The sequence below is a fragment of the Luteibacter sp. 9133 genome (genome assembly GCF_000800155.1).
In the GTDB taxonomy this organism is placed as follows: domain Bacteria; phylum Pseudomonadota; class Gammaproteobacteria; order Xanthomonadales; family Rhodanobacteraceae; genus Luteibacter; species Luteibacter mycovicinus.
On sequence record NZ_JUHO01000001.1, the window covers coordinates 3,390,591 to 3,417,523 of the forward strand.

Here is a 26,933-nt window from a genome sequence, read left to right on the forward strand (position 1 = left end):
GCGAGTTCCTAGCGAACGAAGTGAAGAATCGACAACAGCACGATACCGGCGAAGATACCGGCGATGACGTCATCGAGCATGACACCGAAGCCGCCTTTCACGCGACGGTCGAACCAGGCGATCGGCCAAGGTTTCCACACGTCGAACAGACGGAACAGGAGGAATCCGGCAGCCACGGCCCACCACGGTGCAAGCAGCGCAGGCAGCAAGGCGATCCATTGCCCGACGAATTCATCCCAGACGAGGCTGCGATGATCGGCCACGCCAAGGAGGCGCCCGGCGACTTCGCAGGCCCATACGCCCAGCGCGAACGACAGGGCGATGATGACGAGCCAGGCCGGCACGGACAGCTCCCGCAGCAACAGCCACGGAACGATCGCCGCCAGCGACCCGAACGTCCCCTGCGCCTTCGGCGTCAGTCCGGAGCCGAAGCCGCACGCGATCCAGCCCCAGGGCGAGGCCAGCAGGCGACGACGATCGGCAGGATCGAGGACGTACTTCGTGCTCATGCCGCGAAGTGATTCCAGCCGCTGCGAGCGGGCATGAGGGTTTCACCTGCCGCATCGACCACGCGCACACCGGCACCTTCGACTATGCGGCCGATGCGTGTCGCGCCACAACCCAGCCGCGACAGCACGGCGCCGACTTCGGCCGCCTTGTCGGCTGGTACGGTGAAACACAGCTCGTAGTCGTCGCCACCGCTCAGAGCGAAATCCTGTGCGTCGGCCTCGGCGAAGTGCGTCAGCAGCGCCGACGAACGGGGCAGCAGGGCGGCATCGATGGACGCGCCCACGTTGCTCGCCGTGCAGATGTGGCCAAGGTCGGCGACCAGGCCGTCCGAGACGTCGATGCACGCCGTTGCCACGCCACGCAGCGCCTGCCCTGCCGCGACACGCGGCACAGGGCGATTCAGTCGCTCGATCATGGCGGCGTAAGGCGTCGTGTCGGCTTCATCGAGGCAACGCAGACCCGCGGCGGCGTCACCGAGCGTCCCGGTGACCATCACCACGTCGCCGACGCGCGCGCCCGACCGGAGCAGCGCCTCGCCAGGTGCGGTAAAGCCATGCACGGCAACGGTGACGGTAAGCGGGCCGCGCGTGGTGTCGCCACCGATCAGGGCGAGCCGATAAGGCGTCGCCAGTTCGGCGAAGCCCTGCGCGAGGCCGTCGAAAAAGGCTTCATCGCCATCGGGCGTCGTCAGCGCGAGCAACGCCCACGCGGGCGTGGCACCCATGGCCGCCAGATCCGACAGATTGACCGCCAGCGCTTTCCAGCCGATATCGGATGCGGACGTGCCGACGGGAAAGTGGACACCCTCGACGAGGGTGTCCACGGCGATCGCGAGCTCACGTCCGGCCGGTACCGCCACCACGGCGGCATCGTCACCGATGCCGGTCACCACATCGTCGCGATGGACGCTTGTGTGGCGACGGATACGATCGATCAGGTCGAATTCCATGCAGGTTCCTTGTCCCGCGAGGATTCGCGGTCCGCTCAGGATCGCTTCTCGGCCGTACGCCAGTGCGTCGCGAGTTTGTCGAGAACACCGTTCACATAGCTGTGGCCGTGATCGGCGCCGAACCGCTTGGTGGCTTCCACGGCCTCATTGATCACCACGCGATACGGCACGTCCGGGCGGTATTTCAGCTCGTAGGCACCCATGCGCAGGGCCGACAGCTCGATGGGGTCGATCTGCGACACCTCACGGTCGACGAAGGGCTTGATGCCGTCGTCCAGTTCCTTCACGTGCTTCTCGACGCCGCGCAGGATGTCCTCGAAGTATTCGAGATCGGCGACGACCATGTCCTGCTCGTGGCGGAACTGCTCGATCACGCTGCCCATTTTCGAGCCACCCACCTGCCAGGCATATAGCGCCTGCAGCGCGCGGCGGCGTGCGCGCGAACGCGCGGCGAGGTCGATACCGTGAGGAGGAGTGTTCATTTACCCAGCTTCGTGTAGAGGTTGGCCATTTCGATCGCAACCATGGCCGCGTCGCTGCCCTTGTTTCCGGCCTTGGTGCCGGCGCGCTCGATGGCCTGCTCGATGCTGTCGGTGGTCAGCACGCCGAACGACACCGGTACGCCGGACGCGTAGGCGGCCTGACCGAGACCCTTGGCGGCTTCGCCGGCCACGTAGTCGAAGTGTGGCGTGGAACCGCGGATGACCGCGCCCAGGCCGATCACCGCGGCGTAGTTGCCGGCGCCGGCTACCTTATAAGCGGCCTGAGCGATTTCCCAGGCGCCAGGAACGCGGATGAGGTCGATCGCGTCGTCGTTCACGCCATGACGGACGAGGGTGTCACGCGCGCCCTGGATCAGCGGCTCGACGACGAAGCTGTTGAAACGGCCCGCGACGATGGCGAAACGGCCCTTGGGGGTGGCGAAATCGCCTTCGATGATCTTCATGTTCGGTTGTCCTGTGGCGGATCGGCCGCCGCGCGGCCGGGTATTTTACGGGGTTTTCGGCCGGGGGTGGCCGGTAAACGTGAGAGCGGCCTCGCCGGCGGCGACGCGAAGCCGTGCCGGGGCGCCGAAAGGCAGGGTGAACTTGCTCGGCCCATGGCCGAAAGGCAGGCCGCGCACCACTGGTATGCCGCTGGCAGCGGCGATCCGGTCGAAGGCGACATCGACGTCATAGCCGTTGTCGTATTCGGTCACGCGGTAGTTGATGAAGTCGCCCATGACCAGGGCGGCCTGTCGACGCAGGACACCGGCATGGAGCAGCTGATAAAGCATGCGCTCCACGCGATAAGGCGGCTCGGCCAGATCCTCGACCACCAGAATGCCGCCTTCGATGGCGGGAAAGTAAGGCGTGCCCGCCAAGCCGGCGAGCATCGCAAGGTTGCCGCCCCAGACCGGACCTTCGACGGCGAGGTCGACGGTTGCCGGCGCGGCCCACGTCGCCGAGCCCTCCGCCGAGGAGAGCGTCTGCCAGAAGCTTTTCCAGGTCAGTTCGTCGAGATGCAACGCCCCGAAATCGCCGCCGAGCATGGGGCCGCCGAGCGTGATCAGGCCGGACTTCGCATACAGAGCGCATTGCACGGCGGTGAAATCGCTCTGCCCCACCAGGGCGATCGGTGCATCGCGCAGCCGCTTTGCCAGGCCGTCGTAGTCGAGCAGGGGAAGGATGGGATGCGCACCGTAGCCGCCACGGATGGCAAGCGCGATATCCGGCAGCTCCCGCGACGGATCGGCGAGCGCGTTGATGTCCGCGGCGCGCTGGGCGTCGCTGCCCGCGAACCGGAGTTCGCGTCGCGAGAGGACCTCCAGACCACTCACCCGATGGCCTGCGGCCTCGAGGCGGGCGATGCCTCGCTGCATGGCTTCAGCGGATTGCGGGTAGCCGGACGGGGCGATGAGACGGATGTCGTAGGTCTGGGGCATGGAGTCTGCGTGGTCTGCCAGGGACTGCCTAGCAATAAGGGGTAGGCGGCGGGATGGCAACCCGCCGGGCTCAGCCTGCCTGTTCCACCACCTCGAGCCCGAAACCCGCGATGCCGACGAAGCGACGCGGGGTCCCCATGACACGCAGTTGTCTGACCCCCAGGTCCGCCAGGATCTGCGCACCGAGGCCCAGTTGTCGCCATTCCTGATCGTCCCCGGGGACGGGCGTCGCCGCGACGTCCCGCTTGAGCCGGCCGAGCAAGGACTCGGCCGTGTCGCCACCGGAAAGGACCACGAGGACGCCACGGTCCGCCTCGTCGATGCGACGCAAGGCATCGGTGACCGTCTGGCCGAGGTCGTCCCGCTTCAGGTGAAGCACATCCGACAAGGTGTTGCGGACGTGGACCCGGGTCAGCACCGGCTCGCCATCGGCGACGTCGCCGCGCACCAGCGCGAAGTGCAGACCGTCACGAATCGCATCGCGGAAAGCGACCAGGCGGAAAGCACCGAACTCCGTGTCGACATCTTCTTCGTGCACACGCTCGACCGTCTTCTCGGTTTCAAGGCGGTAGCGGATGAGGTCGGCGATGGTGCCGATCTTCAGCCCGTGCTTCGCGGCGAAGATCTCCAGCTCGGGACGGCGCGCCATCGAACCGTCGTCGTGGAGGATCTCGATCAGCACCGACGATGGCTCGAGTCCGGCCAGCGCGGCGAGATCGCAACCCGCTTCGGTGTGGCCCGCGCGGCTCAGGACACCACCGGCCTGTGCCGTGAGCGGAAAGATGTGGCCGGGCATGGTGATATCGGCCGGTTTGGCATCCTTCGCGGCGGCCACGCGGATCGTGTGCGCGCGGTCCTGCGCCGAGATGCCGGTGGTGACGCCTTCCGCGGCCTCGATCGAGACGGTGAAGTTGGTGTGGTAGGGCGACGTGTTGTCGCTGACCATCGGCTTCAGCCCCAGCTGGCGGGTATGCCGCTCCGTGAGGGTGAGGCAGAGCAGCCCACGGGCCTCGCGGACCATGAAGTTGACGTCCTCGGGACGGACCTTCTCGGCGGCCATCACGATATCGCCTTCGTTCTCACGGTCTTCGTCGTCGAGGATGACGACCATGCGCCCCTGACGAAGATCCTCGAGGATCTCGGGAATGGTATGGAAAGACATGCCGGGATTCCTCAGGCGAAACCGTGCTGTTTCAGAAAGGCCTCGTCGAGGCGCGGGGCATCGCCACTGGCGAGCAGGCGCTCGACGTAACGGGCGACCACGTCGACCTCGATGTTCACGGCGTCGCCGGGACGGCGATCCGAGAACGCCGTATGTTCGACGGTATGGGGGATGAGGTTCACCCCGAAACGGTGACCGCTCACTTCATTCACCGTGAGGCTGGTGCCATCGATGCAAACCGAACCCTTGTGCGCGATGTAGCGAGCGAGGTCGGCCGGCACTTCGAAGGTCCAGCGCTGAGAACGCCCGTCCGGGACGACGGAGACGACCTTGCCGGCGCCATCCACGTGACCGGAGACCAGGTGACCGCCGAGGCGGTCGGCCAGGCGCAGCGCCTTCTCGAGGTTCACCGGGTCGCCGGCCTTGTGCTGGCCCAGCGTGGTGTGTGCGAGGGTCTCGTTGGAGACGTCGGCGGCAAAGTGCGTCGCGTCGAACTCGATCACGGTGAGGCACACGCCGGACACGGCGATGCTGTCGCCGAGGGCGACATCGGACATGTCGAGGGAAGCGGTATCGACGACGAGACGGACGTCACCGCCACGCGGCTCCAGCCGCGCGATGCGGCCGACGGCCTGGATGATGCCGGTGAACATGTCAGCGACCTCCGTGGATGGAGGCGGCGATGGAGAGTCGGTTTTTCATGAAACGTTTCCCGCGGTGGTGAGCGAAAAACGCCCCAAGGCGCATGGCGCCGCTCGCTCCCTGGGGAACGTGCGACCGCCGTCTTCTTTCATCCGGACTGTAACCGTCGGCTCCGGCATCGAACCGGATCTGCTGACCTCCCGGCATGACACCGGGAGCGCTCGCGGGCTCGTTTCCTTACGGAAACCTACCGCCGGTGGGGAGTTTCGCCCCGCCCTGAAGACGCTGTGGAGGCGAGAGAATAGCATGCCGCCATCCCTCGCCCTGAGCGAGATGGGCATCGAACGCAGCGAATACAAGCTTCCGCCGGGCCGGATCAGCCGCGAGCGGGTCGGAGCACCTGATCCATGACCCAGCTGGTGCGCGCGCCGCTCTCCGCGGTGGACGGGCAGACGCCCTTCCCCGTCAGCTCCGCCACGATCGATGCGATCAGTGGCTGCTGGATGTGTTCGGGATTGTCGACGTGGATGTCTTCGCGGCGCCCGTCCGACTCGAGCACGACCGGCCCGTCGCCGAAGGTGGCGAAGATCAGGCGACCGCGGTCGCCGACGATCTCGACGCGGTCCTCGCGGCGATCGGCACAGAAATTCCACACGCCCGTGCCGAGCACCCCGCTGTCGAAACGGAACGCCATGGCGACGGTGTCTTCCGCGGCATAAGCGTTCGCCTGATTCGTGGCCATGCCCCGGGCGTCGACGATGGGGCCGAGCAGGAAGTCGAGGATGTCCAGCGTATGGCAGCCGATATCGACGAACACGCCACCCCCGGAAATTTCAGGACGCACTGTCCACGGCAGATTCTCGGGATCGCGGTAGCGCGCTTCGAGCGGATGGTGCAGGACCACGTTGACCAGCCGCGGCGTGCCGATGGCGCCTTCACGCAGCAGCCCGGCGATACGCCGGAAGCGCGGAAGAGCGCGGCGGTAATAGGCGACGAACACCGGCACGCCGGCCGCCCTGCCCGCATCGATGATCGCGTCGCATTCGGTGCGATCGATCGCCATCGGCTTCTCGACGTACACCGGTTTGCCCGCCGCGATCGCCATCAACGCATAGTCGCGATGACTCGACGGCGGTGTCGCCACGTAAACCGCGTCGACGTCGGGATCGGCGACGAGCGCCGCGGCGTCGTCATACCAGCGAGGAACAGCGTGGCGCTGCGCATAATCGCGCGCCTTGTCGCCATCGCGGCGCATCACCGCGACCAGCGAGGAATCGGGGACTTTCTGGAACGCGGGGCCGCTCTTCACCTCGGTCACCGCGCCGCAGCCGATGATGCCCCAGCGAACACGCGCGTACGTCATGACGTCGGGCGCAACTGCAGTCGCGTGTCGTCACCGACCTGGCGACGATCCACCGTGGTCAGACGCCAGCGCGACGCCATGTCGTCGAGCGGCGGAAGGTGCAGCATCGGTCGCCCGGTGTGACCCAGCAGGATCGGCGCGACGTAAACGAGCAGTTCGTCGGCAAGCCCGGCGGCGAACAAGGCACCGCAAAGCACCGGCCCCGCCTCCACATGAACCTCGTTGACGTCACGCAGCGCCAGCCAGTGGAGCACGGTGCGCAGGTCGAGGCCTCCGGACGCTTCGCGACGCAGGGGCGCGCGCTGCACGTCGGCAAGATGCGCGGGAATCGCCGCATCCGCGGCATGGAACAGAACCGTCGGCGCCGACCCGTCGAGCACGCGCGCACCGGCGGGCGTACGCAATGAGGTATCGATGATGGCCCGCAGCGGAGGCACGAAGGACTGGCCTTCCGGCAGGCGGACGGTGAGTTGCGGATCGTCGGCGAGGACGGTGCCGCTGGCGGACAGGATCGCCGAGGAGCGCGCGCGCCAGCGCTGCACATCCGCGCGCGCCGCTTCGCCCGTGATCCATTTCGACGAGCCGTCGGCGAGCGCCGTGCGACCGTCGAGGCTCATGGCGAGTTTGACGCGCACCCACGGCCGACCGCGCTGAATCCGGCTGAAGAACCCGATGTTGAGTTCGTGCGCGGCGTCACGCATCAGACCGACCTGCACGCCGATGCCCGCCGCACGAAGTTTTTCGATGCCTTCGCCGTCGACCTTGTCGAAGGGGTCCTCGTGCGCGATGACCACACGACCGACACCCGCGGCGATCAGCGCATCCGCGCACGGTGGCGTGCGGCCGTGATGTGCGCATGGCTCGAGGGTCACGTACGCCGTGGCGCCACGTGCCGACTCACCGGCTTCGTGCAGGGCGAAGATTTCCGCATGCGGTTCGCCGGCACGCGGGTGCCAGCCCGTGCCGAGCACGGTGTCGCCACGTGCGATGACGCAGCCCACGCGAGGATTCGGCTGGGTGGTGGCGAGCCCGTGCCCGGCGAGCCTAAGCGCGTGCGCCATGTGGACGTGATCCACGGCGGGGAAGAACGGCCGCGACATCCTCAGCCCTTGCGCCCGCGCCTGGCCGCATCCAGCAGCGGCAATTGCAGGCCTTCGACCGAGGGCAGATCGCGCTCGAGCTTTTCGATTTCCTCGCGGAACGCGTGGACGTCCTCGAACCGGCGATAGACCGACGCGAAGCGCACGTAGGCCACCTGATCGAGGGGTTTGAGCTCACGCATCACGAGTTCGCCGACTTGGCGCGACGGGACTTCGCGCTCGCCGAGCCGACGCAGATCGTTGATGACCGCGCGCACCGCGGTGTCCACCGCATCGCTGGCGACAGGCCGCTTCTGCAGCGCCCTCTCGAAGCTGACGCGCAGCTTGTGTTCGTCGAACGGCTCGCGACGATCGCCGGATTTGACGATCGCCGGGAGCTTCAGTTCCGCCGTTTCGAACGTGTTGAACCGCTCGCCGCACTGCGGACACTCGCGCCGGCGACGCACCGTGCTCCCGTCTTCGGTGAGGCGGGAGTCGATGACGCGGGTGTCTTCATGCTGGCAGAACGGACAATGCATCGATCAGCCGTAAACCGGGAACCTGGCGCACTGCGCCGTGACCTTCTCGCGGACCGAGGCGATGACCGCCTCGTCGCCCGGCGCGTCCAGCACGTCGCAGATCCACTGGGTCAGCTCGATGGTGTCCGCTTCCAGATAGCCGCGGGTGGTGATCGCCGGCGTACCGACGCGCAGGCCCGAGGTGACGAACGGCGAGCGCGGGTCGTTAGGTACGGCATTCTTGTTGACCGTGATGTGCGCCTTGCCGAGGGCCGCTTCCGCGTCCTTGCCGGTGACATCGCGGCCGATCAGGTCGACCAGCATCAGGTGGTTCTCGGTACCGCCGGAGACCACCTTGTAGCCACGCTCGATCAGCGTCTTCGCCATGGCCTTGGCGTTCTTCACGACCTGACCCTGGTACGCCTTGAACTCGGGCTCGAGCGCTTCCTTGAAGGCCACGGCCTTGGCCGCGATGACGTGCATCAGCGGACCGCCCTGGATACCCGGGAACACGATCGACTGGAGCTTCTTCTCGAGCTCCTCGCCAAGACCCTTCGCCACGATGATGCCGCCGCGCGGACCGCGAAGCGTCTTGTGCGTGGTGGACGTCACGACGTGGGCATGGTCGATCGGGCTCGGATAGTGCCCCGTGGCGACGAGGCCGGCGATGTGCGCCATGTCGACGAACAGGTACGCACCGACCTTGTCGGCGATCGCGCGGAAACGCGCCCAGTCCATGATCTGCGAATAAGCCGAGAAACCGGCGACGATCATCTTCGGCTTGTGCTCGACGGCGAGCTTTTCGATCTCGTCGTAGTCGACCAGACCCGACTCCGGGTCGATGCCGTACTGCACGGCATTGAAGATCTTGCCGGAGAAATTGACCTTGGCACCGTGGGTCAGGTGACCGCCGTGGGCGAGGCTCATGCCGAGAATCGTGTCACCCGGCTGCAGCAGCGCGAAGTACACGGCCTGATTGGCCTGCGAGCCGGAATGCGGCTGCACGTTGGCGTAGTCCGCCCCGAAGAGCTTCTTCAGACGCTCGATGGCCAGCTTCTCGGCGATGTCCACGTATTCGCAGCCACCGTAGTAGCGCTTACCGGGATACCCCTCGGCATACTTGTTGGTCAGCGACGAACCCTGGGCCTCCATGACGCGTGGGCTGGCGTAGTTCTCGGAGGCGATCAGCTCGACGTGATCTTCCTGGCGACGGGTCTCGTCGGCGATGGCCCTGGCGAGTTCGTCGTCATAGCCAGCGATCGTTGCATCCTTCGGGAACATCTCGACCTCATGGGGCAGGTGGGGAAACAAGACCGAAAGTGTAGCGGTAGCGGCGATTTGCGGCCACTGCCGCCCCGTCTCAAGGCAATTGGGACCCGCACCTACGTATCGCCGTTGCCACGCCCCGCCCGACTCCGGGGCGGGCGCCGACTCTGTGCGCCTTCGCTCGCAAAGTAAGGTTTGTCCGCGCTATGTGCGCATTTCCCCACACAGAATGGATTCTGCATCGATGCACCTGCCTCGCTCCGGCCGACTCGCCGTCAGCCTGATTCTCTTCGCCACCGCGTGGCACGCGGGCGCCACGACCGCCGATGCCCGGGTCACCACCTTCGACAAGCACGTGTCGGCCGGCCTCCCGCAGGCGTTCTCCCTCCCGGTCGAAGATGGCCAGACCGCCCGCCGGGTGCTCGTGGCCCGGCGCCTCAACAGCGACGTGGTGCTTCCGGACGGCAATCACGCCACGCTGTATACGGGTAACGTCGCCGGCCAGGAAGCCGTGTTCTCCCGGACTGGCGAGACGCTGAATATTTCCGTCGACGAACCCGCGGAAGGCAAGCTGGCGCGTTCCCGGCGAGCCGCCGCCCTTGCGAACCGCTCGCCGACGCCGCCGGAGAACGACGACGACCCGGCGGGGCCCGATGCGTTGCGCTTCTGGATCTTCCTGCACGACCGCGCGGGTGAGCCCGATTACGCGAAGTTCCATCACTGGTACCTGGGCTGGTGGATCAAGGATATGGAAACGGCGGTGCGGCCCGGCGTCGCGATCAAGGTCATCCTGCAGGCCAACGTACCGGGTATCACCGATCTCGATTACATGAATGCAAAGCCGGAGGCGCTCTATCGGGAGCTGCTGGTCAACGCGCGGAAGTACGCGGAGGCGCGGGGCGAACGACCCGATCGACTGACCAAATACATGCTTTTCGTCGGTGACAGACCGACCCGATGGAGGCAGGAAGGCACGTACGGTGAATCCGAAGCCCTGCGAGGAGTGGCCATGGCCACGGGCTGGGGGCCGCGTCACATCGTGGCTCATGAATTCGGTCACCTGCTGGATGCGCGCCACGAATACGCCGAGACCCGCTGGTGCGTGACCAACATGAAGGACTACACCATCGGCTTCGTCAGCTGCCGCTACTACTCCAGGCGCAACGACGACCAGATTCGCGCCTACGTGAGGCGCGCCCTGGAACCCTGACCGGCTCAGTTCAGGATCATGGAAAAGCTGCGTTCGGCCAGCACCTCCGGGTCGGGACCGTGCCGGAGATATGAACGGATGCGTCGGGCGTTGTCGTACGAAAAGCGGTGGCAGTCGCCGATGAGATCGTCGGTACCTGTAGCCATGTTGGTCACGCACCACCACCAGCCTTCGTAACGTCGCTCGGCCAGTCCGTGCTCGGCGCCCAGAGTGTGACCGAACTCGTGGGCCACGATGTTGACCCGGCCTTCGGTGGACGCCATGGCCTCGTTGCCGCCCTCGAACGCCACCCCGAACGCATCCGTCATCGGGCGGTCGCGGCTCATGAGCAGGTATTTGTGTTTGTAGGTCTTGCCATGGGCCAGGCCGTAAAGTTCGGCATAGGCCTTGACGGTCTCGTGCCAGTTGTCCAGCGCCTCGGGGTAGCCGTAAGGCATGTCGGTGACGCCGGGTATCCGATAGCGGTAGGACATGCGGATGTTCTCCGCCGGCAGGATCTTGCGCGCGAGTTCCGTAAGCCACCAGGCGGCGAACACGGAGTGGATATGCAGCGGTCTGGCGTCGAGATCGTCGTGAATCAGAACGAAGAAATGAGGGGAATAGGCCAGCGGATCCTCGATGGCGCGGACGCCGCGCCCCAGCGATGCCTGCTCCGACGATAACGGCGGGTCCATGTCGAACGGCCACCCCGGCATGACGTGCGACTCGTCACGCGGCCGGGGGACGGGACGGCGTCCCGGCTCGGGAGCGTCGGGGTTCCGTACACGCTCCCGCAGCACATCCGGACTCCCGGCCGTATAGCCCGTGACATCGACACCGTCCCGGACGGGCACGCTGATATCGACCTGAGTGCCGATCCGGGTGATCGCCGCCTCCCGCCCGCCAAACAGACCGCGATACATGCGCCCGGCGGGCATCCCCGGAATGTCTACCTCAATATTCAGAGCATCCTGCACGACGAGCTGCGCCGCCGCGACGTCGCGGCGCGGGCGGTGGACGTCGACCGGCACGGCGAGGTCGGCGGGCAGCCCGGCAGCCACCGCTTTATCGAACGCCTCGACGAAGCCACTCACCGGATCGTCGGCGGGCGCGGCGGGCGGGAGCGGATGTTCCGGCCCGTGCGCGAACGCACACGGCGTGGCGAGGAGGAGAGCCGCCAGCAGGCACGGGCCGGCACGAAAGACGGGGAGAAACATGCATTCAGTCCTTGAATGAGGGCGGAAGACCCGCCGGGGAGAGGAAGGTTACCGGCCTCGGACCGCCGCGGTGGGTCCACGGACAACCGCCGGGCGGCTGGCCTACGGGAATATCCGCCCTGCTCCCGGAACCGGTCGCAGACCCGCCCGGGGCGTCACTGGCACCTCCCGCGACCCGCTATAATGGGAGTTTGTACCCGCGCGTCGACGCCCCCTCCACCTCGGAGGGCAGGCGGCCGCGCCTTCCGGAGGCCGCATGCAATACATCTACACCATGAATGGGGTGAGCAAGATCGTCCCCCCGAAACGCCACATCATCAAGGACATTTCCCTGTCCTTCTTCCCTGGCGCCAAGATCGGCCTGCTTGGTATCAACGGCTCGGGCAAGTCGACAGTGCTGCGGATCATGGCCGGCGTCGACAAGGACTTCCAGGGTGAGGCCCGCGCCAATCCGGGTACGAAAATCGGCTATCTCGCGCAGGAGCCGGACCTCGACCCGAACAAGACCGTACGCGAAGTGGTCGAGGAAGGCGTCTCCGAGGTCCTGGACGCCCAGAAGCGCCTCGAAGAGGTCTACGCGGCCTACGCGGAAGAAGGCGCCGACTTCGACAAGCTCGCCAAGGAGCAGGAGGCCCTCGAAGGCATCCTCGCCGCCAACGATGCGCATGCGCTCGAGCGCCAGCTCGAAGTGGCCGCCGACGCGCTGCGCCTGCCGCCCTGGGATGCCCTCGTCGGCCCCCTCTCCGGCGGTGAGAAGCGCCGCGTCGCCCTGTGCCGCCTGCTTCTCTCCAAGCCGGACATGCTTCTGCTCGACGAGCCCACCAACCACCTCGACGCCGAGTCGGTCGACTGGCTCGAAACCTTCCTGCACGATTACCCGGGCACCGTGGTCGCGGTCACCCATGACCGCTACTTCCTCGACAACGCCGCCGAGTGGATCCTCGAACTCGATCGCGGTCGCGGCATTCCCTGGAAGGGCAACTACACCGAATGGCTCGAGCAGAAGGGCGAGCGCCTGAAGCAGGAAGCCAATCAGGAGAAGTCGCGCCAGAAGGCCCTGCAGAAGGAACTCGACTGGATCCGCACGGCAGCCAAGGGACGTCAGTCCAAGGGCAAGGCGCGTATCAACCGCTTCGAGGAACTGAACTCGGTCGAGTACCAGCGCCGTAACGAGACGAACGAAATTTTCATTCCGCCGGGTGAGCGCCTGGGTCAGGAGGTCATCGAGTTCAAGAACGTCACCAAGTCGTTCGGCGACCGCATGCTCATCGAAGACCTGTCGTTCAAGATCCCGCCGGGCGCCATCGTCGGCATCATCGGCCCGAACGGCGCCGGTAAGTCCACGCTCATGAAGATGATCATGAACCTGGAAAAGCCGGACTCGGGCGAGGTCAAGCATGGCCATACGGTCAAGCTCGCCTACGTCGACCAGTCGCGCGACGCCCTGGATCCGAAAAACAACGTGTGGCAGGAAGTGTCGGGCGGCTCGGACATCCTCACCATCGGCAACTTCGAAATCCAGTCACGCTCGTACATCGGCCGCTTCAACTTCAAGGGTACCGACCAGCAGAAGATCGTCGGTCAGCTGTCGGGTGGTGAGCGTGGCCGCCTGCACATGGCCAAGACGCTGCTCCAGGGTGGCAACGTGCTGCTGCTCGATGAGCCGTCCAACGATCTCGACGTGGAAACCCTGCGCGCGCTCGAAGACGCCCTGCTCGAGTTTCCGGGCTGCGCCGTGGTCATCTCGCATGACCGCTGGTTCCTCGATCGCATCGCCACACACATCATCGCGTTCGAAGGCGACTCGCACGTCGAGTTCTTCCCGGGCAACTACAACGAATACGAAGCCGACAAGAAGCGTCGCTTCGGTGATGACGCCGGCCCGAAGCGCGTCAAATACAAGAAACTGGTCTGACGAAGTCGTCACCCTGTGTAGGAGCGCGCCCTGCGCGCGAAAGGCCTGTCGCGAGAATGCCTTTCGCGCGCAAGGCGCGCTCCTGCCGGAACCTGTTACAAAAAATTACTTAAGTAATCTCTTGTAACACCCCCAAATTCAGCGAGCGAAGCCATCCATGAACTTCATGACCGCACTGAAGGACGCCTGGCGTCGCAACGATTCATTGCTCTGCGTGGGCCTCGACCCGGAACCGGGTCGTCTGCCGGCCGGGCTGTCCGGCAACGAAGGCATTTTCGAATTCTGCCGCGCCATCGTCGATGCGACGGCAGGCCTGGTCTGCGCCTATAAGCCGCAGATCGCTCATTTCGCCGCGCAGCGCGCGGAGGATGCGCTGGAGCGCGTCATCGCGCATATCCATGCAACCCAGCCAGGCATCCCCGTCATTCTCGACGCCAAGCGTGGCGACATTGGATCGACGGCGAAACACTATGCCGCCGAGGCTTTCGACCGTTACGACGCCGATGCGGTAACGCTCAATCCATACCTCGGTCACGACTCGATCGCCCCGTTTCTCGAACGCGCGGACAAAGGCGTGATCCTGCTTTGCCGCACGTCCAATCCGGGCGGGAAAGATTTTCAGGCACTCGATTGCGGCGGACAGCCGCTTTACATACGCGTCGCCGAAACGATCGCCCGCGAATGGAACACAAACGGCAATTGCGCCCTCGTGACCGGTGCGACGTGGCCGGAAGAGCTTGGCAGGGTGCGTTTGGCGGTGGGTGACATGCCGCTCCTCGTTCCGGGCATCGGAGCACAGGGCGGTGACGTGGAAGCGGTTCTCAGGCAAGGAAAAACCGCCGATGGCACGGGACTGATGATTTCTTCCTCGCGCGCCATCCTTTACGCTAGCGGCGGTCCGGACTTTGCGGACGTAGCACATCGCGCCGCTGATGACTTGAGAAAGTTGGTCAACTTGCACCGCGAGCACTAAGCAAAACAAAAGGCAGTCGCAAATTGCACGACTTGGCAACTGCAAAAGGCTTACGCTCGCGCTGCACGCTATCCAACAATACCGGGCTTAAGGCGCCACCGCGTTCTACCGGAGTTGTCATGCCACCTATGAACCGAGGTTTTTCCCAACGCCTGCATGTCGCGCTGGACATGGCTGGCGTGAAGAAAGGCCGCGGCCGCATCACGCAGCTGGCCGATCTTTTCGATGTCAGCCGTGAGACGGCACGCAAGTGGCTGAGCGATCTTGGCCTTCCCGAACTCGAGCGCCAGATCGATATGGCGACCCGATTTGGCGTGAACTTTGAATGGCTTGCGACAGGTCGCGGCTCCCCCAATGGCGCCACCGGCGTGCGCGAGAGTCCGGCTCTCTACCGCGCGGATTCGCGTGAGCAGCTACGCCTTGTCGGTCTTGTAAGCCGGCTTCCGAAGGAGCGTCGCAAGGCGTTGCTGGTGATAGTCGAGGCGCTCGCGGAAGCGGAATAAGCGCCGCAGCTTCGCCAGCCGTGCCATGTCCTGCCAGGCCCGGAACCGTATCACGCGAGATTCCGGCAAGAAATTACTTAAGTAATTTCGCCGTATAGGCGTCTATACGGCGAATCTTAAAGAAGAACGCCTTCAGTCGTCGCCGACGTCCATGCCGGGGAAAAGCACCTCGGTGAAGCCGAATTTCGTAAAGTCGGTGATCCGCGACGGATACAGCCGACCGATGAGATGATCACACTCATGCTGCACCACGCGGGCATGAAAGCCTTCGGCGGTACGATCGATCGGCGCACCGCTGGGGTCCACGCCCTGATAGCGAATCAGCGAATAGCGATTCACCGCCCCGCGCAGGCCGGGCACCGAAAGGCAGCCTTCCCAGCCCTCTTCCATATCCTGGGACAAGGGCGTGATCACCGGATTGAGCAGGATCGTCTGCGGAACCGGCGGCGCGTCCGGATAGCGCTCGCTCGAATCGAAGCCGAAGATCACCAGCTGCAGGTCCACGCCGATCTGCGGCGCGGCAAGGCCAACGCCGCCTGCGTCATGCATCGTGTCGAACATGTCCTGGATCAGCGTGTCCAGTTCGGGCGAACCGATCATCGCATCGGGCACCGGCGGTGCCACGCGCAGCAGGCGCTCGTCACCCATCTTGAGAATGTCGCGGATCATGGTCGTGCCCGGGGAGTGGGATTGCCTCAAGCATGGCGGCGGACGGCGCCGGGCTCAAGCCTCCCGTCGCCGCACCGCAGCACGCGCCCGGGTACGGAGCCATACGACCAATGGCTAATGCGTGAACCGCTCCTGGGACATTGACCCCCATCCCGGGCAGGACGACCCTTGTCACATCTGCAAGGGGAGCACCCAAACGATGCAAAGCGCCATTCCCAAACCCAGTCCCGCGGGGAAAATCCTGTGGGCCGCCATCGCCATCGTCGGCGCATGGTGCCTCGGCGTCGTCGCCCTGCGACGCGGCGAGCCCATCAACGCGATCTGGCTGGTGACGGCTTCCATCGCCGTTTTCCTGATCGGCTACCGTTTTTACAGCCGCCTGATCGCCGACAAGGTGCTTCAGCTCGACCCGAGCCGCGCGACACCGTCGGTGCTGCGCAATGACGGGCTGGACTATGTCCCCACCGACAAGTGGGTGGTCTTCGGGCACCACTTCGCCGCTATCGCCGGCGCCGGTCCCCTCGTCGGTCCCGTTCTCGCGGCTCAGATGGGCTATCTGCCGGGCACGCTCTGGATTCTGGTCGGCGTTGTCTTCGCCGGCGCCGTCCAGGATTTCATGATCCTCGGACTGTCCCTGCGTCGCGATGGCCGCTCCCTCGGCCACATGCTTCGTGCCGAACTGGGTGAAGTGCCCGGCGTCATCGCCATGGTCGGCGTACTGGTCCTGATGATGATCGTGCTGGCCGTGTTGGCGCTGGTCGTGGTCAAGGCACTGACGCACAGCCCCTGGGGAACGTTCACCGTCGCGGCAACCATCCCCATCGCCCTGCTGATGGGTCTCTATCTGAGGTACGTCCGACCCGGACGCATTCTCGAGGTATCGATCATCGGCCTCGTTCTGCTGCTGGCGTCCATCTGGTACGGCAAGACGGTGGCCGATACGCCGGCCCTGGCGAACCTGTTCGACTACGACGCCAGGGCGCTGGCCTGGTGGCTGATCGGCTACGGCTTCTTCGCCTCCGTCCTGCCCGTCTGGCTGCTGCTGGCACCGCGCGACTACCTGTCGACCTTCCTCAAGATCGGCACGATCGCCCTGCTCGCCCTCGCGATCTTCCTGGCGGCGCCGACCCTGCAGATGCCGGCGGTCACCAAGTTCATCGACGGCTCCGGGCCCGTCTTCGCCGGCAACCTGTTCCCGTTCCTGTTCATCACGATCGCCTGTGGTGCGGTATCGGGCTGGCACTCGATCATCGCGTCGGGTACCACCCCCAAGCTGCTGGCCAATGAGGGCGAGGCCCGTATGGTCGGCTACGGCGGCATGCTGATGGAGGCCTTCGTCGCCATCATGGCCCTGATCGCCGCGTCGTCGCTGCACCCGGGGGTGTATTTCGCCATGAACTCCCCCGGTGCCCTGGTCGGCACCACCGCGGAAGCGGCCGCTCAGGCCATCAGCGGCTGGGGCTTTACGGTGACTCCCGCCGAGCTGACGGACACGGCACGCAACATCGGTGAAAGCACCATCCTCGGCCGCGCTGGCGGCGCGCCAACCCTGGCCGTAGGCATGGCCCAGCTGCTGCACGGGATCATGCCCGGCGAAGGCATGATGGCGCTCTGGTACCACTACGCGATTCTGTTCGAAGCGCTGTTCATCCTCACCACCGTCGATGCCGGCACGCGTGTCGGCCGCTTCATGATCCAGGAACTGGCCGGCATGGCCTGGGCGCCGCTCAAGCGGACCGATTCCTGGCTGGGCAATGTCGTCGCCACCGTGATCTGCGTCGGCCTCTGGGGTTACTTCCTCTATCAGGGCGCCGTGGACCCGCTCGGCGGTATCAATACGCTGTGGCCGCTGTTCGGCATCGCCAACCAGATGCTGGCCGCGATCGCGCTGATGCTCGCAACGGTGGTGACGGTGAAGCTGAAGCGCGAGCGCTATGTGCTGGTGCCCGCGGTTCCCGCCGCCTGGCTGGTGATCTGCACGCTCACCGCCGGCTGGCAGAAGCTGTTCGACGCGAAGATCAGCTTCACGGCTGCCATGCAGAAGTACGCCGACGCCGCCGCGTCCGGCAAGCTGCTCGCACCCGCCAAGACCGCTGATGAAATGCAGCGCATCATCACCAATAACCGCGTGGACATGATCCTCACCGCGCTGTTCATGCTGCTGGTGCTGACCATGCTGTTCTTCTCGCTGCGTGCGATCGTCCGCGCGTGGAAGGCCAACCGCCCGACCGCGCAGGAAGAACCCTACGTCGCGCTGTCGAGCGTGGCGAACTGAGGAGGCCGCCATGGACACGAACACACCGAACGCGCCGCGCTCGCTATGGAAGTGGGCGGTCCAGACCGCCCGCCTCTGCTGCGGCGTGCCGGATTACGACGTGTATGTGAAACACCTGCGCGAGCATCACCCCGAACGCGATATTCCTACTTACTCGCAGTTTTTCCGTGAGAGGCAGGAAGCGCGGTATCGGGGGACGGGTGGGCGTTGTTGCTGATATCGCCCGTCGGCGTTTGAGCGAGGGCCGCGACGGAAGTCGCGGCCCTATTTTTTCCGCCCCTTACGCATGTTCGCCCGCGAATCGGCGATCAGGGCACGCACGGCCACGGCGGCCTCATTCGGACGACGTCGACGAATGGCTTCGTACACCGCCCGATGCTGCGGCAGCGAGTATTTGAAATGCTTCGCCGTGCGCGCGGACATCACGAAGAACGTCGCCAGCGCCGTCTCGATCACCGAAAACAAGGCGCTCAGCAGTTCGTTATTCGTCGCGGCCAGCACCGCCTCATGGAAGCGCAGGTCCGCCGCGGCCCAGGCATCGAGGTCGGCGGCATCCTCCATACCCTTCAGTGCCGCGGCGATGACGGCAAGCTGCTCCGGCTCGCGTCGCCGCGCCGCGGCCATGACGGCGGCGGGCTCGATGATCTCGCGCATCTCGACCAGCTTCTCGACAAAGTCTTCCGTCGGCATGGACGCGCAGCGCCAGCCCAGCACGTCGGCATCGAGGTGCTTCCAGAACTTCGGCTCGCGCACGCGCATACCGGTCTTCTGGCGTGTCTCGATCAGGCCTTTCGAGGCCAGGACCTTCAGCGCCTCGCGCAGCACGGTCCGGCTGACCGACATCTGCTCGGCGAGCACGGCTTCCCCGGGCAAGGCATCGCCCGGCGCGAAGACGCCGCTGACGATGGATTCGCCGATGTCCTCGGTCACTCTCGCATGCAGATTCTTCGCCCCGCCCGCCTTCCCAGCCATCACACCATGCCTTTTCCGCAACGACCCGCCCATCCTAGCGACGTAACGGCGTTACGCGATGATGCAGCGCAACTTGTCACTTGTCGGACAAATATGATCTGGTCGTAGGACTACCCACCCAAAGGAGTCGAGTTGTGATGAAACCGGTAAGCGCACTGGTCTCGGCGATCCTCCTGGCAACTTCCGCCGCGGCAACCGCCGGCGAAGCTTCCAGGGCCTCTTTCGGCACGACGCCGGATGGCAAGGACGTCACCGTGGTCACCCTCACCAACGGCAAGGGGATGACCGCGAAAGTCTTGTCGCTCGGGGCCGCGCTCTATGCACTCGAAGTGCCGGATCGCAACGGTAAACCGGGTGACATCGTCCTCGGCTACCCCGACCTGAAGGGCACTTTCGACAATCCGCAGTACTTCGGCAACACCGTTGGCCGGTATGCCAACCGTATCGCCAGGGGCAAGTTCACGCTCGATGGAAAGCAGTACTCGGTGCCGGTGAACAATGGCCCGAACTCCCTCCACGGCGGCAAGGTCGGCTTCGACAAGGTCATCTGGACCGTCGACAAGGTCGAATCCGGCGCCACCCCCAGCGTCACGCTCACCTACGTCAGTCCCGATGGCGACCAGGGTTACCCCGGCAAGCTCACCGCCACGGCGAAGTACTCGCTGGATGACAAGAACGAGCTGACCATCGAATACACCGCGACGACGGACGCGCCGACCATCGTCAACATCACCAACCACACCTACTGGAACCTCAGCGGTGAAGGCAGCGGCAGCGTCATGGACCAGGTACTGATGATCGCGGGCGATGCGTATCTGCCCACCGACGCGACGGCGATTCCGCTGGGCGAAGTGCGCAACGTGGCGGGAACCGATTTCGATTTCCGCAAGGCCAAGCCGATCGGCAAGGACATCCGCGACTCGAAAGAACAGCAGCTGGTCTTTGGCCGGGGCTACGACCACAACTGGGTGATCTCACGGAAGGAAGCCGCGCAGCCGCGCGAGGTGGCGCGGGTGACGGATCCGAAGAGCGGACGCGTGCTGTCGCTGTGGTCGGCACAGCCGGGCCTGCAGTTCTATTCGGGTAATTTCCTCGACGCGACGTCGTCGGGCAAATCGGGCGGTATCTATCGTCAGGGCGATGCCTTCGCGCTCGAGCCGCAGATCTTCCCCGATACCCCGAACCATCCTGACTTCGGCTCCGCGCGCCTGGAGCCGGGCAAAACCTACAAGAACACGATGACCTACAAGTTCACGACCACGAAGTAACCGCTATCCGACGTCGTGATGCAACGCTTCCGCCGGCCGACGCCGGCGGAAGCGGGGCGCCAGCTCCACGAGATACATCGCGGCAAGCACCATCGTTCCGCCAACGACCATGCGCGTCGTAAGCGCGTCGACGCCAAGCAGGACGGCGAATCCCGCCGCGAACACCGGCTCGGTCGTCATCACGATCGCGGCGCGGGTCGCCGGCATGTGCGCCTGTGCCCAGGTCTGCACCAGCATCGCAAAGGCGCCCGCGACCAGCGCCATGTACAGCACGGCGACCCAGGCCTTGCCGTCCGGCGGCAACGACGGGCCATGATGGGGCAGCGTCGCAAGCAGACATACGGCGGCGATACCGACCATCTGGACGGCCGACATGCCGAAGGCATCGCCCGGTTTCGACCAATGGCCCAGTCCAACGATGTGCAGCGCGTACAAGGCCGCGGACGCGAGGGTCAGCAGCACACCGATATCGATCTGGAAGCCGTTCAGGGCCAGAACCCCGAGGCCCGCGGTCGCCAGCACGACGGCCAGCCATGTACTCAGCGGCATACGCTGGCGGAACAGCACGAGCGCCAGAATCGGCGTAAGCACGACATACATGCCGGTAACGAAGCCACTGACACTGGGCGAGGTCAGCGCGAGGCCTTCCGTCTGCAGCCACTGCGCGAACCCATAGAGCACGCCGAGTGCGAGGCCACGCCTGCGCTCCGCACGACCAAGACGCCAGACCGGCCGCGCGAAGAGCACGAGCATCACGATGGCGGCGAGAAGGAAGCGCACGGCAAGAAAATCGACCACCGCCATACGACCGACGACGTCCTTGATGAGGACGAAGGTGGATCCCCAGATCGCCGTGACCGATAGCAGCCCGATAGTGGCGAGACCACCGCCTTTCCGCGCGCTCATCGCGGCTTGCGCATCAGCTGGCCGGGGATCTTCAGCAGGAAATGACTCCAGATGCCGAGCCAGACCGCCCAGCGCACGAAGGGGTTACGCGCGGAGGGATCGTGCCGGCGAAACCAGAGGTACATGCTGCGATGCTTGTGGCGGCTGACGAAAACGGGACGATGACGGCTGGATCCGCCCTTCCCGTGCAGGACGCGCACGTCGCCGGAGAGGACGACCCGGTATCCGGCGTCGCGCGCACGACGACAGAGATCCATATCCTCGCAGTGGAGGAAGTAGGTTTCATCGAAACCCGCCAGGCGGTCGAACACCTGACGCGGGATAAGCATGATGGCGCCGGAGACGATCTCGACCTCTTCCGCGCCACTGGGAATGGGCCCCTGAATATCGATACCCGCGTCACCGGCCAGTCCCAGCTTGGTACGCAGCGCGCGAGCCAGCAACGGATCGCGGCGGCGCGATGCCGGGTCGGGATGACCCTCGTTGTCGCATACGACCGCGCCGACGATGCCGGTGTGGACATCGATGTGTGCGGACATCCGCGCGATGGTGTCCGGCTCGACGAGGCAGTCGGGATTGAGGATGAGCAGACGTTCCCCGCGCGCCTGCGCCGCACCGCGGTTCACGGCGGGGCCGAAGCCGAGATTGGCGCGGTTGTAAACGACCCGCACCCGGTCGTCGCCCGCATAGGCGCGGTCCAGCGACTCGGGGACGCCATCGGTCGAGCCGTTATCGACGACGATGACTTCGACGGGCACGTCACTGGCGAGCGCGTGATCCACGCACTCGCGGGTGAACGGGCCGCTGTCCGCAAGGACGACGACAACGCTCGTGAGGCCGGGTGTATTCACCGTCTTCTCCGGGGAATCAGCCGACCCAGGCCCGCGCGTTGCGGAACATGCGCATCCACGGGGAGTCTTCGCCCCAGTTTTCCGGATGCCAGCTCAGCTGCGCGCTACGGAACACACGCTCCGGGTGCGGCATCATGATCGTGACGCGACCGTCGGCGGCGGTGAACGCGGCGAGACCACCCGGCGACCCGTTGGGATTGAGCGGGTAGCTCTCGGTCGGCCTGCCGCGGTTGTCGACGAAACGTGCGGCGCCGTGGCTCTTAGAGGGGCTGCAGACGTTCGGGAAGTACACACGGCCTTCGCCGTGCGCGACCGCGACCGGAATGCGCGAACCCGCCATGCCGCGGAAGAAGACGCTCGACGTGTCGAGGATCTCGAGCGTGGCCACGCGGGCTTCGTACTGCTCCGACTGATTGCGCAGGAACTGCGGCCAGTGCTTCGCGTCGGGAATGATGTCCTTCAGCTGCGAAAGCATCTGGCAGCCATTGCACACGCCCAGCGCGAACTTGCTGCCGTCTTCGAAGAACCGGGCGAACTGCTCGCGCAGCGCGTCGTTGTAGAGGATCGAGGTAGCCCAGCCGCGACCGGCCCCCAGGACGTCACCGTAGGAGAACCCACCGCAGGCCGCGAGGCCCACGAAGTCCTTCAGATGATGACGACCGGAAACGAGGTCGGTCATGTGCACATCGACCGCGTCGAAGCCGGCACGATCGAACGCGGCGGCCATCTCCACCTGGCCGTTCACGCCCTGCTCGCGCAGGATCGCCACGCGCGGGCGCTTGCCGGACTGAATGTACGGCGCGGCGATGTCGTCGGCAGGGTCGAACGTGAGCTTCGGCGAGATGCCCGGATCGGCATCGTCGAGGCGCCACTCGCTTTCCTGGTCGGCGCTGTGCGGGTTGTCGCGCAGACGCTGCATGGCGTGACTGGTCTCGTTCCAGGCGCGGAACAGCTCGGTCCAGTTCCACTTGAACGCGGTTTCGCCGTTCAGGTGCATCTTGATGCCGAGCTTTTCCTTCGGGCGACCGACCATGTGGGTCATACCCGCGAGGCCGTACTTCACCAGCAAGGCTTCGAAGGCTTCGCGATTGGCCGAAGCCACCTGCACCACCGCACCCAGTTCTTCGTTGAAGAGTGCGCGAAGCGTGGCTTCGGCCCAGCCGTCGAGACGGATCTCGAGGCCGCAATGACCCGCGAACGCCATTTCGAGGAGCGTGACGATGGCACCACCGTCCGAGCGATCGTGATACGCGAGCAGCAGGCCGGAGCGATTGGCTTCCTGGATGAGCTCGAACATGGCGCGCAGGCGCTTCGGGTCATCCAGATCCGGCGGCACGCCGCCGCCGCGGTTGAATACCTGGGTGAGCGCGGAGCCGCCGAGACGATCGCGACCGGCCCCCAGATCGATGAGCCAGAGCTCCGTATCGCCACGATCGAGCTTGAGCTGCGGCGTGAGCGTGCGGCGCACGTCGTCGACGCGGGCGAAGCCGGTAATGACGAGCGATACAGGCGAGACGGTCTTCTGCGCCTTGCCCGCCTCGTCGGTCCACACGGTCTGCATGGACAGGGAGTCCTTGCCGACCGGCACCGAGATATCCAGCGCCGGGCACAGATCCATGCCGACCGCCTTGACCGCGTCGAACAACGCGGCGTCTTCGCCGGGGTGATTGACCGCGGCCATCCAGTTGGCGGACAGGCGCACTTCATCCAGCTTCAGTGAGGCGGCGGCGAGATTGGTGATCGCTTCACCCACGGCCATGCGCGCGGCATCGGCGCTGGACAACAGCGCGATGGGAGCACGCTCCGCCATGGCCATCGCTTCACCGGTGTAGCCGTCGAAATCGGTCATGGTGACGGCGACATCGGCCACCGGCACCTGCCACGGGCCGACCATGGGGTCGCGCGCGTTGAGGCCACCGACGGTGCGATCGCCGATGGTGATGAGGAAGTTCTTGCTGCCGACGGCGGGCAGGCGAAGCACGCGCAGCAGCGCTTCATCCATGCCCATACCGGAGAGGTCGGCGACCAGGTCGACGCGCGGTTTTACCGTCACGGCGTCGCGGTGCATGCGCGGCGGCTTGCCGAACAGCACATCCATGCCGAGATCGATCACGGTGATGTCGCGTCGCGTGTCGCGAACGATCAGGCGGGCTTCTTCCGTCGCATCGCCGACGACCGCGTACGGGCAGCGTTCGCGCGCGCAGTACGCCTCGAACTCGGGGAGTTCGTCCGGCCCGATGGCGAGGACGTAGCGCTCCTGCGATTCGTTGCTCCACACCTGCATGGGCGAGAGCGTCGGGTCGTCGCAAGGCAGCTTCGACAGGTCGATGATGCCACCGACGCCGGCGTCGTTGAGGATTTCGGGGATGGCGTTGGACACACCGCCCGCGCCGACGTCGTGGATGCTGACGATGGGGTTGTGCTCGCCGCGCGCCCAGCAGGCGTCGATGACCTGCTGGCAGCGACGCTCCATTTCCGGGTTATCGCGCTGCACGGAGGCGAAATCGAGCTCCGCGCTGGAAGTACCCGACGAGACCGACGAGGCGGCACCGCCGCCCAGGCCGATCAGCATCGCGGGACCACCGAGCACGATGACCTTGTCGCCCGGACGGACGGCACGCTTCTGCACGTGGTCGGGACGGATGGCGGCAAGACCGCCGGCGATCATGATCGGCTTGTCGTAACCACGACGAACGCCTTTCTCGCCGGTTTCCTGCTCGAAGGTGCGGAAGTAGCCGCCCAGCGCGGGACGACCGAATTCGTTGTTGAACGCGGCGGCGCCGAGCGGACCGTCACGCATGATTTCAAACGCCGAGGCCATGCGCGGCGGCAGCGGACGATCTTTTTCCCACGGGCGCGGCAAGCCCGGAATACGCAGGTGCGACACCGAGAACCCGGTGAGGCCGGCCTTCGGCTTGCCACCGCGGCCCGTGGCACCCTCGTCGCGGATCTCGCCACCGGCACCGGTGGCCGCGCCCGGCCAGGGTGCGATCGCCGTCGGATGGTTGTGCGTTTCCACCTTGATCGCGTACGGCGCGGATTCCGCCACCGTGCGGAACACGCCGTCGGCGGGATCGACGAACAGGCGCTGGCCTTCATAGCCTTCGATCACCGCCGCGTTGTCGTGGTACGCGGACAAGGTGTGCGCGGGCGACTTCTGGTGCGTGTTCTTGATCATGCCGAACAGCGAGATGTCCTGCGGTTTGCCGTCCAGCGTCCAGCTGGCGTTGAACACCTTGTGCCGGCAGTGCTCGGAGTTCGCCTGGGCGAACATCATCAGCTCGGCGTCGGTCGGCGGACGACCCATCTCGGCGTAACGATCCGCCAGGTACGCGATTTCGTCGTCGGCCAGGGCCAGGCCCAGTTCCTTGTTGGCGGCGGCCAGCGCCGCGCTGGCGTCGCTGCCCAGTTCCACATGACCCAGAGGACCCGGCTCGCCCGCCAGGAACAGGCCGGCGGCGTCATCCAGACGGGTCAGCGGCGACTGCACCATCGGGTCGCAGAACGCGGCCATCACCGAGGCGTAGGCCGGATCGCCGGCCGCCGGCATGCCGGTGACCTGCCAGGCGGTGCCACGCTCCACACGGCGCACGTCGAAACCCGCGCCGTGAAGGATGTCGGTGGCCTTGCTCGACCAGGGGGAAATCGTGCCCAGCCGCGGCACGACCCAGAACGTCGCGTTTTCGGGGGCCGTGGTCTTCGCCTCGAGCACGGCGAGCAGACGCGCACGCGCCTCACCCTCCGGCGCGGCGGAGCCGTCCACGAAGTACGTGAACCAGGCGGCCTGAACCCGCGTCCCGTGATGCAGGGCATCCAGGTGGGCGTTCAGTCGTTCGAGGCGAAATGGAGAGAGGGCGCTCTGCCCGTCGAGTGCGATCATGCGGGGAGGTATAGGCGCTGAAGGAAAACGCCCATTCTACATGATGTTGCGCGGCAACATCGGGGCGGGCCCGATGTTGCCGGCGACCGGCCGGATCAGCCGCCGCGAATGGCGCCGGCCGGAGCCTGAAGGGCCTTCAGCAGCTGAGCCGGGGTGACATAGCCACCTACGACGTCGCCGTTCTCGGTAACGATGGTCGGGGTGCCGTTCACGCCCAGACGCTCGCCCAGCTCGAACTCGTCCTTCACCGGATTGGCGCAGGTGGCGGCCTTGGGGGTCGCGCCGCTCATCGCCGCATTGAAGGCGCTCTTGCGGTCGGCGGCGCACCAGACCGAGACGGCCTTGGTATACGAGGGGGTGTCGTTGCCCGCCGTGGTCTTCACGCCCTCGCGCGGCCAGAACACGTATTCCACCGCGATACCCTGCTTGTTGTACTCGGCGATCTGCGAGTGCAGCTGGCGGCAGAAACCGCAGTCGACGTCGGTAAAGACGGTGACGGTGTGCCTGGGGTTGGCGGGCGCGTAGATGAGGCGCTGCGAGGCCGGCACCTTGGCGAGCTCGACCTTGCGTGTGGCGGCCCAGCTGGCGGCGCTGAGATCGGTTTTCGACTTCAGGTCGATCAGGTTGCCGTTGATCATGTAACGGCCATCGGCGCTGACATAAACCATGCGGCCCGAGGCCACGACCTGATAGAAACCCGGCATCGGCGCGGCGGAGATGCTATCCACCGTAATGCCCGGGCCAAGCGCCTCGACCGCGTCGCGGACGGCTTTCGTATCGTCGGCGGCGTGGGCGCCCATGGCGAAAGCGCCAGCCATCAGCGCCGGGAGGATTTTTTTCAACATCGGTACGACTCCATCTGTCACCGGGGGGATGCGGGAGAGCGTTGGAACACGTTCGCC

Annotated in this window: 25 protein-coding genes and 1 riboswitch; of the genes, 7 read left to right on the forward strand and 18 right to left on the reverse strand. The window is 65.7% G+C overall.

The window, feature by feature from the left end; translation table 11 throughout:
* Positions 1–8: 8 nt before the first annotated feature.
* The 11 genes from FA87_RS14815 to glyA form a co-directional block, all read right to left on the reverse strand.
* The gene (locus FA87_RS14815) at positions 9–509 is read right to left on the reverse strand and encodes a phosphatidylglycerophosphatase A (protein WP_043695581.1); all 501 of its coding nucleotides are present in this window, start codon (positions 507–509) and stop codon (positions 9–11) included.
* The gene (thiL, locus tag FA87_RS14820; RefSeq protein WP_036110786.1) at positions 506–1,459 is read right to left on the reverse strand and encodes a thiamine-phosphate kinase; all 954 of its coding nucleotides are present in this window, start codon (positions 1,457–1,459) and stop codon (positions 506–508) included. The genes FA87_RS14815 and thiL overlap by 4 nt, the downstream gene beginning before the upstream one ends.
* A gap of 35 nt (positions 1,460–1,494) precedes the next feature.
* Positions 1,495–1,941 carry a transcription antitermination factor NusB gene (gene nusB, locus FA87_RS14825; RefSeq protein WP_036110783.1) on the reverse strand — a complete coding sequence of 149 codons (447 nt, stop codon included), beginning with the start codon at positions 1,939–1,941 and terminating at the stop codon, positions 1,495–1,497.
* A complete protein-coding gene (gene ribE / locus FA87_RS14830; protein WP_036110782.1) occupies positions 1,938–2,405 on the reverse strand; it encodes a 6,7-dimethyl-8-ribityllumazine synthase in 468 nt (155 codons plus the stop codon). The genes nusB and ribE overlap by 4 nt, the downstream gene beginning before the upstream one ends.
* Before the next feature lie 45 nt (positions 2,406–2,450).
* A complete protein-coding gene (gene ldcA, locus FA87_RS14835; RefSeq protein ID WP_043695584.1) occupies positions 2,451–3,383 on the reverse strand; it encodes a muramoyltetrapeptide carboxypeptidase in 933 nt (310 codons plus the stop codon).
* 70 nt (positions 3,384–3,453) lie between these two features.
* Positions 3,454–4,545, reverse strand: a complete 1,092-nt coding sequence (ribB, locus tag FA87_RS14840; RefSeq protein ID WP_043695587.1) for a 3,4-dihydroxy-2-butanone-4-phosphate synthase — start codon at positions 4,543–4,545, stop codon at positions 3,454–3,456.
* 11 nt (positions 4,546–4,556) lie between these two features.
* The gene (locus tag FA87_RS14845; RefSeq protein WP_043695590.1) at positions 4,557–5,198 is read right to left on the reverse strand and encodes a riboflavin synthase; all 642 of its coding nucleotides are present in this window, start codon (positions 5,196–5,198) and stop codon (positions 4,557–4,559) included.
* Between the two features lie 125 nt (positions 5,199–5,323).
* A riboswitch (FMN riboswitch) is annotated at positions 5,324–5,475 on the reverse strand.
* Between the two features lie 88 nt (positions 5,476–5,563).
* Positions 5,564–6,550, reverse strand: a complete 987-nt coding sequence (locus tag FA87_RS14850) for a Gfo/Idh/MocA family oxidoreductase (protein WP_043695593.1) — start codon at positions 6,548–6,550, stop codon at positions 5,564–5,566.
* Complete coding sequence (gene ribD, locus FA87_RS14855; protein WP_036117160.1) at positions 6,547–7,611, reverse strand: bifunctional diaminohydroxyphosphoribosylaminopyrimidine deaminase/5-amino-6-(5-phosphoribosylamino)uracil reductase RibD; 1,065 nt, start codon at positions 7,609–7,611, stop codon at positions 6,547–6,549. Before ribD ends, FA87_RS14850 begins: the two co-directional genes overlap by 4 nt.
* Positions 7,612–7,652: 41 nt before the next feature.
* Positions 7,653–8,168: a transcriptional regulator NrdR gene (gene nrdR / locus FA87_RS14860; RefSeq protein ID WP_036110772.1), complete on the reverse strand. Its 516-nt coding sequence runs from the start codon at positions 8,166–8,168 to the stop codon at positions 7,653–7,655.
* Positions 8,169–8,171: 3 nt separating this feature from the next.
* The gene (glyA, locus tag FA87_RS14865) at positions 8,172–9,428 is read right to left on the reverse strand and encodes a serine hydroxymethyltransferase (RefSeq protein ID WP_036110770.1); all 1,257 of its coding nucleotides are present in this window, start codon (positions 9,426–9,428) and stop codon (positions 8,172–8,174) included.
* A 229-nt stretch (positions 9,429–9,657) separates the two neighbouring features.
* Here glyA and FA87_RS14870 point away from each other — a divergent pair, with 229 nt between their 5' ends.
* Positions 9,658–10,623 (forward strand): hypothetical protein, encoded by a 966-nt coding sequence (locus FA87_RS14870; RefSeq protein WP_043695596.1) that lies wholly within the window; start codon positions 9,658–9,660, stop codon positions 10,621–10,623.
* 5 nt (positions 10,624–10,628) lie between these two features.
* Here FA87_RS14870 and FA87_RS20000 read toward each other — a convergent pair whose 3' ends face one another.
* On the reverse strand, positions 10,629–11,819 hold the full coding sequence (locus FA87_RS20000) for a hypothetical protein (protein WP_052191371.1): 1,191 nt from the start codon (positions 11,817–11,819) through the stop codon (positions 10,629–10,631).
* 256 nt (positions 11,820–12,075) lie between these two features.
* Between FA87_RS20000 and ettA the strand changes: the two genes are divergently transcribed.
* From ettA to FA87_RS14890, 3 genes are all read left to right on the forward strand, one after another.
* Positions 12,076–13,734 carry an energy-dependent translational throttle protein EttA gene (ettA, locus tag FA87_RS14880; RefSeq protein WP_036110767.1) on the forward strand — a complete coding sequence of 553 codons (1,659 nt, stop codon included), beginning with the start codon at positions 12,076–12,078 and terminating at the stop codon, positions 13,732–13,734.
* 157 nt (positions 13,735–13,891) lie between these two features.
* Positions 13,892–14,707: an orotidine-5'-phosphate decarboxylase gene (pyrF, locus tag FA87_RS14885; protein ID WP_036110764.1), complete on the forward strand. Its 816-nt coding sequence runs from the start codon at positions 13,892–13,894 to the stop codon at positions 14,705–14,707.
* Between the two features lie 119 nt (positions 14,708–14,826).
* A complete protein-coding gene (locus FA87_RS14890; protein ID WP_036110760.1) occupies positions 14,827–15,210 on the forward strand; it encodes a hypothetical protein in 384 nt (127 codons plus the stop codon).
* A gap of 132 nt (positions 15,211–15,342) precedes the next feature.
* On the opposite strand, the gene def is transcribed toward FA87_RS14890, so the two are convergent.
* A complete protein-coding gene (def, locus tag FA87_RS14895) occupies positions 15,343–15,879 on the reverse strand; it encodes a peptide deformylase (protein ID WP_043695599.1) in 537 nt (178 codons plus the stop codon).
* A 199-nt stretch (positions 15,880–16,078) separates the two neighbouring features.
* Here def and FA87_RS14900 point away from each other — a divergent pair, with 199 nt between their 5' ends.
* Together FA87_RS14900 and FA87_RS20425 are read left to right on the forward strand one after the other, a co-directional pair.
* Complete coding sequence (locus FA87_RS14900; RefSeq protein WP_036110758.1) at positions 16,079–18,154, forward strand: carbon starvation CstA family protein; 2,076 nt, start codon at positions 16,079–16,081, stop codon at positions 18,152–18,154.
* Positions 18,155–18,164: 10 nt separating this feature from the next.
* Positions 18,165–18,371, forward strand: coding sequence for a YbdD/YjiX family protein (locus FA87_RS20425; RefSeq protein WP_081996606.1), 207 nt, complete (start codon positions 18,165–18,167; stop codon positions 18,369–18,371).
* A 47-nt stretch (positions 18,372–18,418) separates the two neighbouring features.
* Here FA87_RS20425 and FA87_RS14905 read toward each other — a convergent pair whose 3' ends face one another.
* Positions 18,419–19,126: a FadR/GntR family transcriptional regulator gene (locus tag FA87_RS14905; protein WP_036110755.1), complete on the reverse strand. Its 708-nt coding sequence runs from the start codon at positions 19,124–19,126 to the stop codon at positions 18,419–18,421.
* 137 nt (positions 19,127–19,263) lie between these two features.
* Here FA87_RS14905 and FA87_RS14910 point away from each other — a divergent pair, with 137 nt between their 5' ends.
* Positions 19,264–20,394, forward strand: coding sequence for an aldose epimerase family protein (locus tag FA87_RS14910; protein ID WP_043695602.1), 1,131 nt, complete (start codon positions 19,264–19,266; stop codon positions 20,392–20,394).
* A gap of 3 nt (positions 20,395–20,397) precedes the next feature.
* Here FA87_RS14910 and FA87_RS14915 read toward each other — a convergent pair whose 3' ends face one another.
* The 4 genes from FA87_RS14915 to FA87_RS14930 all read right to left on the reverse strand — a co-directional run bounded on the left by FA87_RS14915 (position 20,398) and on the right by FA87_RS14930 (position 26,876).
* Entirely contained in the window at positions 20,398–21,300 is a 903-nt protein-coding gene (locus FA87_RS14915) for a DMT family transporter (protein WP_043695605.1), read from the reverse strand.
* Positions 21,297–22,151 carry a glycosyltransferase family 2 protein gene (locus FA87_RS14920; protein WP_043695607.1) on the reverse strand — a complete coding sequence of 285 codons (855 nt, stop codon included), beginning with the start codon at positions 22,149–22,151 and terminating at the stop codon, positions 21,297–21,299. Before FA87_RS14920 ends, FA87_RS14915 begins: the two co-directional genes overlap by 4 nt.
* A 16-nt stretch (positions 22,152–22,167) precedes the next feature.
* A complete protein-coding gene (purL, locus tag FA87_RS14925) occupies positions 22,168–26,031 on the reverse strand; it encodes a phosphoribosylformylglycinamidine synthase (RefSeq protein WP_043695610.1) in 3,864 nt (1,287 codons plus the stop codon).
* A 95-nt stretch (positions 26,032–26,126) separates the two neighbouring features.
* On the reverse strand, positions 26,127–26,876 hold the full coding sequence (locus FA87_RS14930; RefSeq protein ID WP_043695613.1) for a DsbC family protein: 750 nt from the start codon (positions 26,874–26,876) through the stop codon (positions 26,127–26,129).
* Between the last annotated feature and the right edge of the window lie 57 nt (positions 26,877–26,933).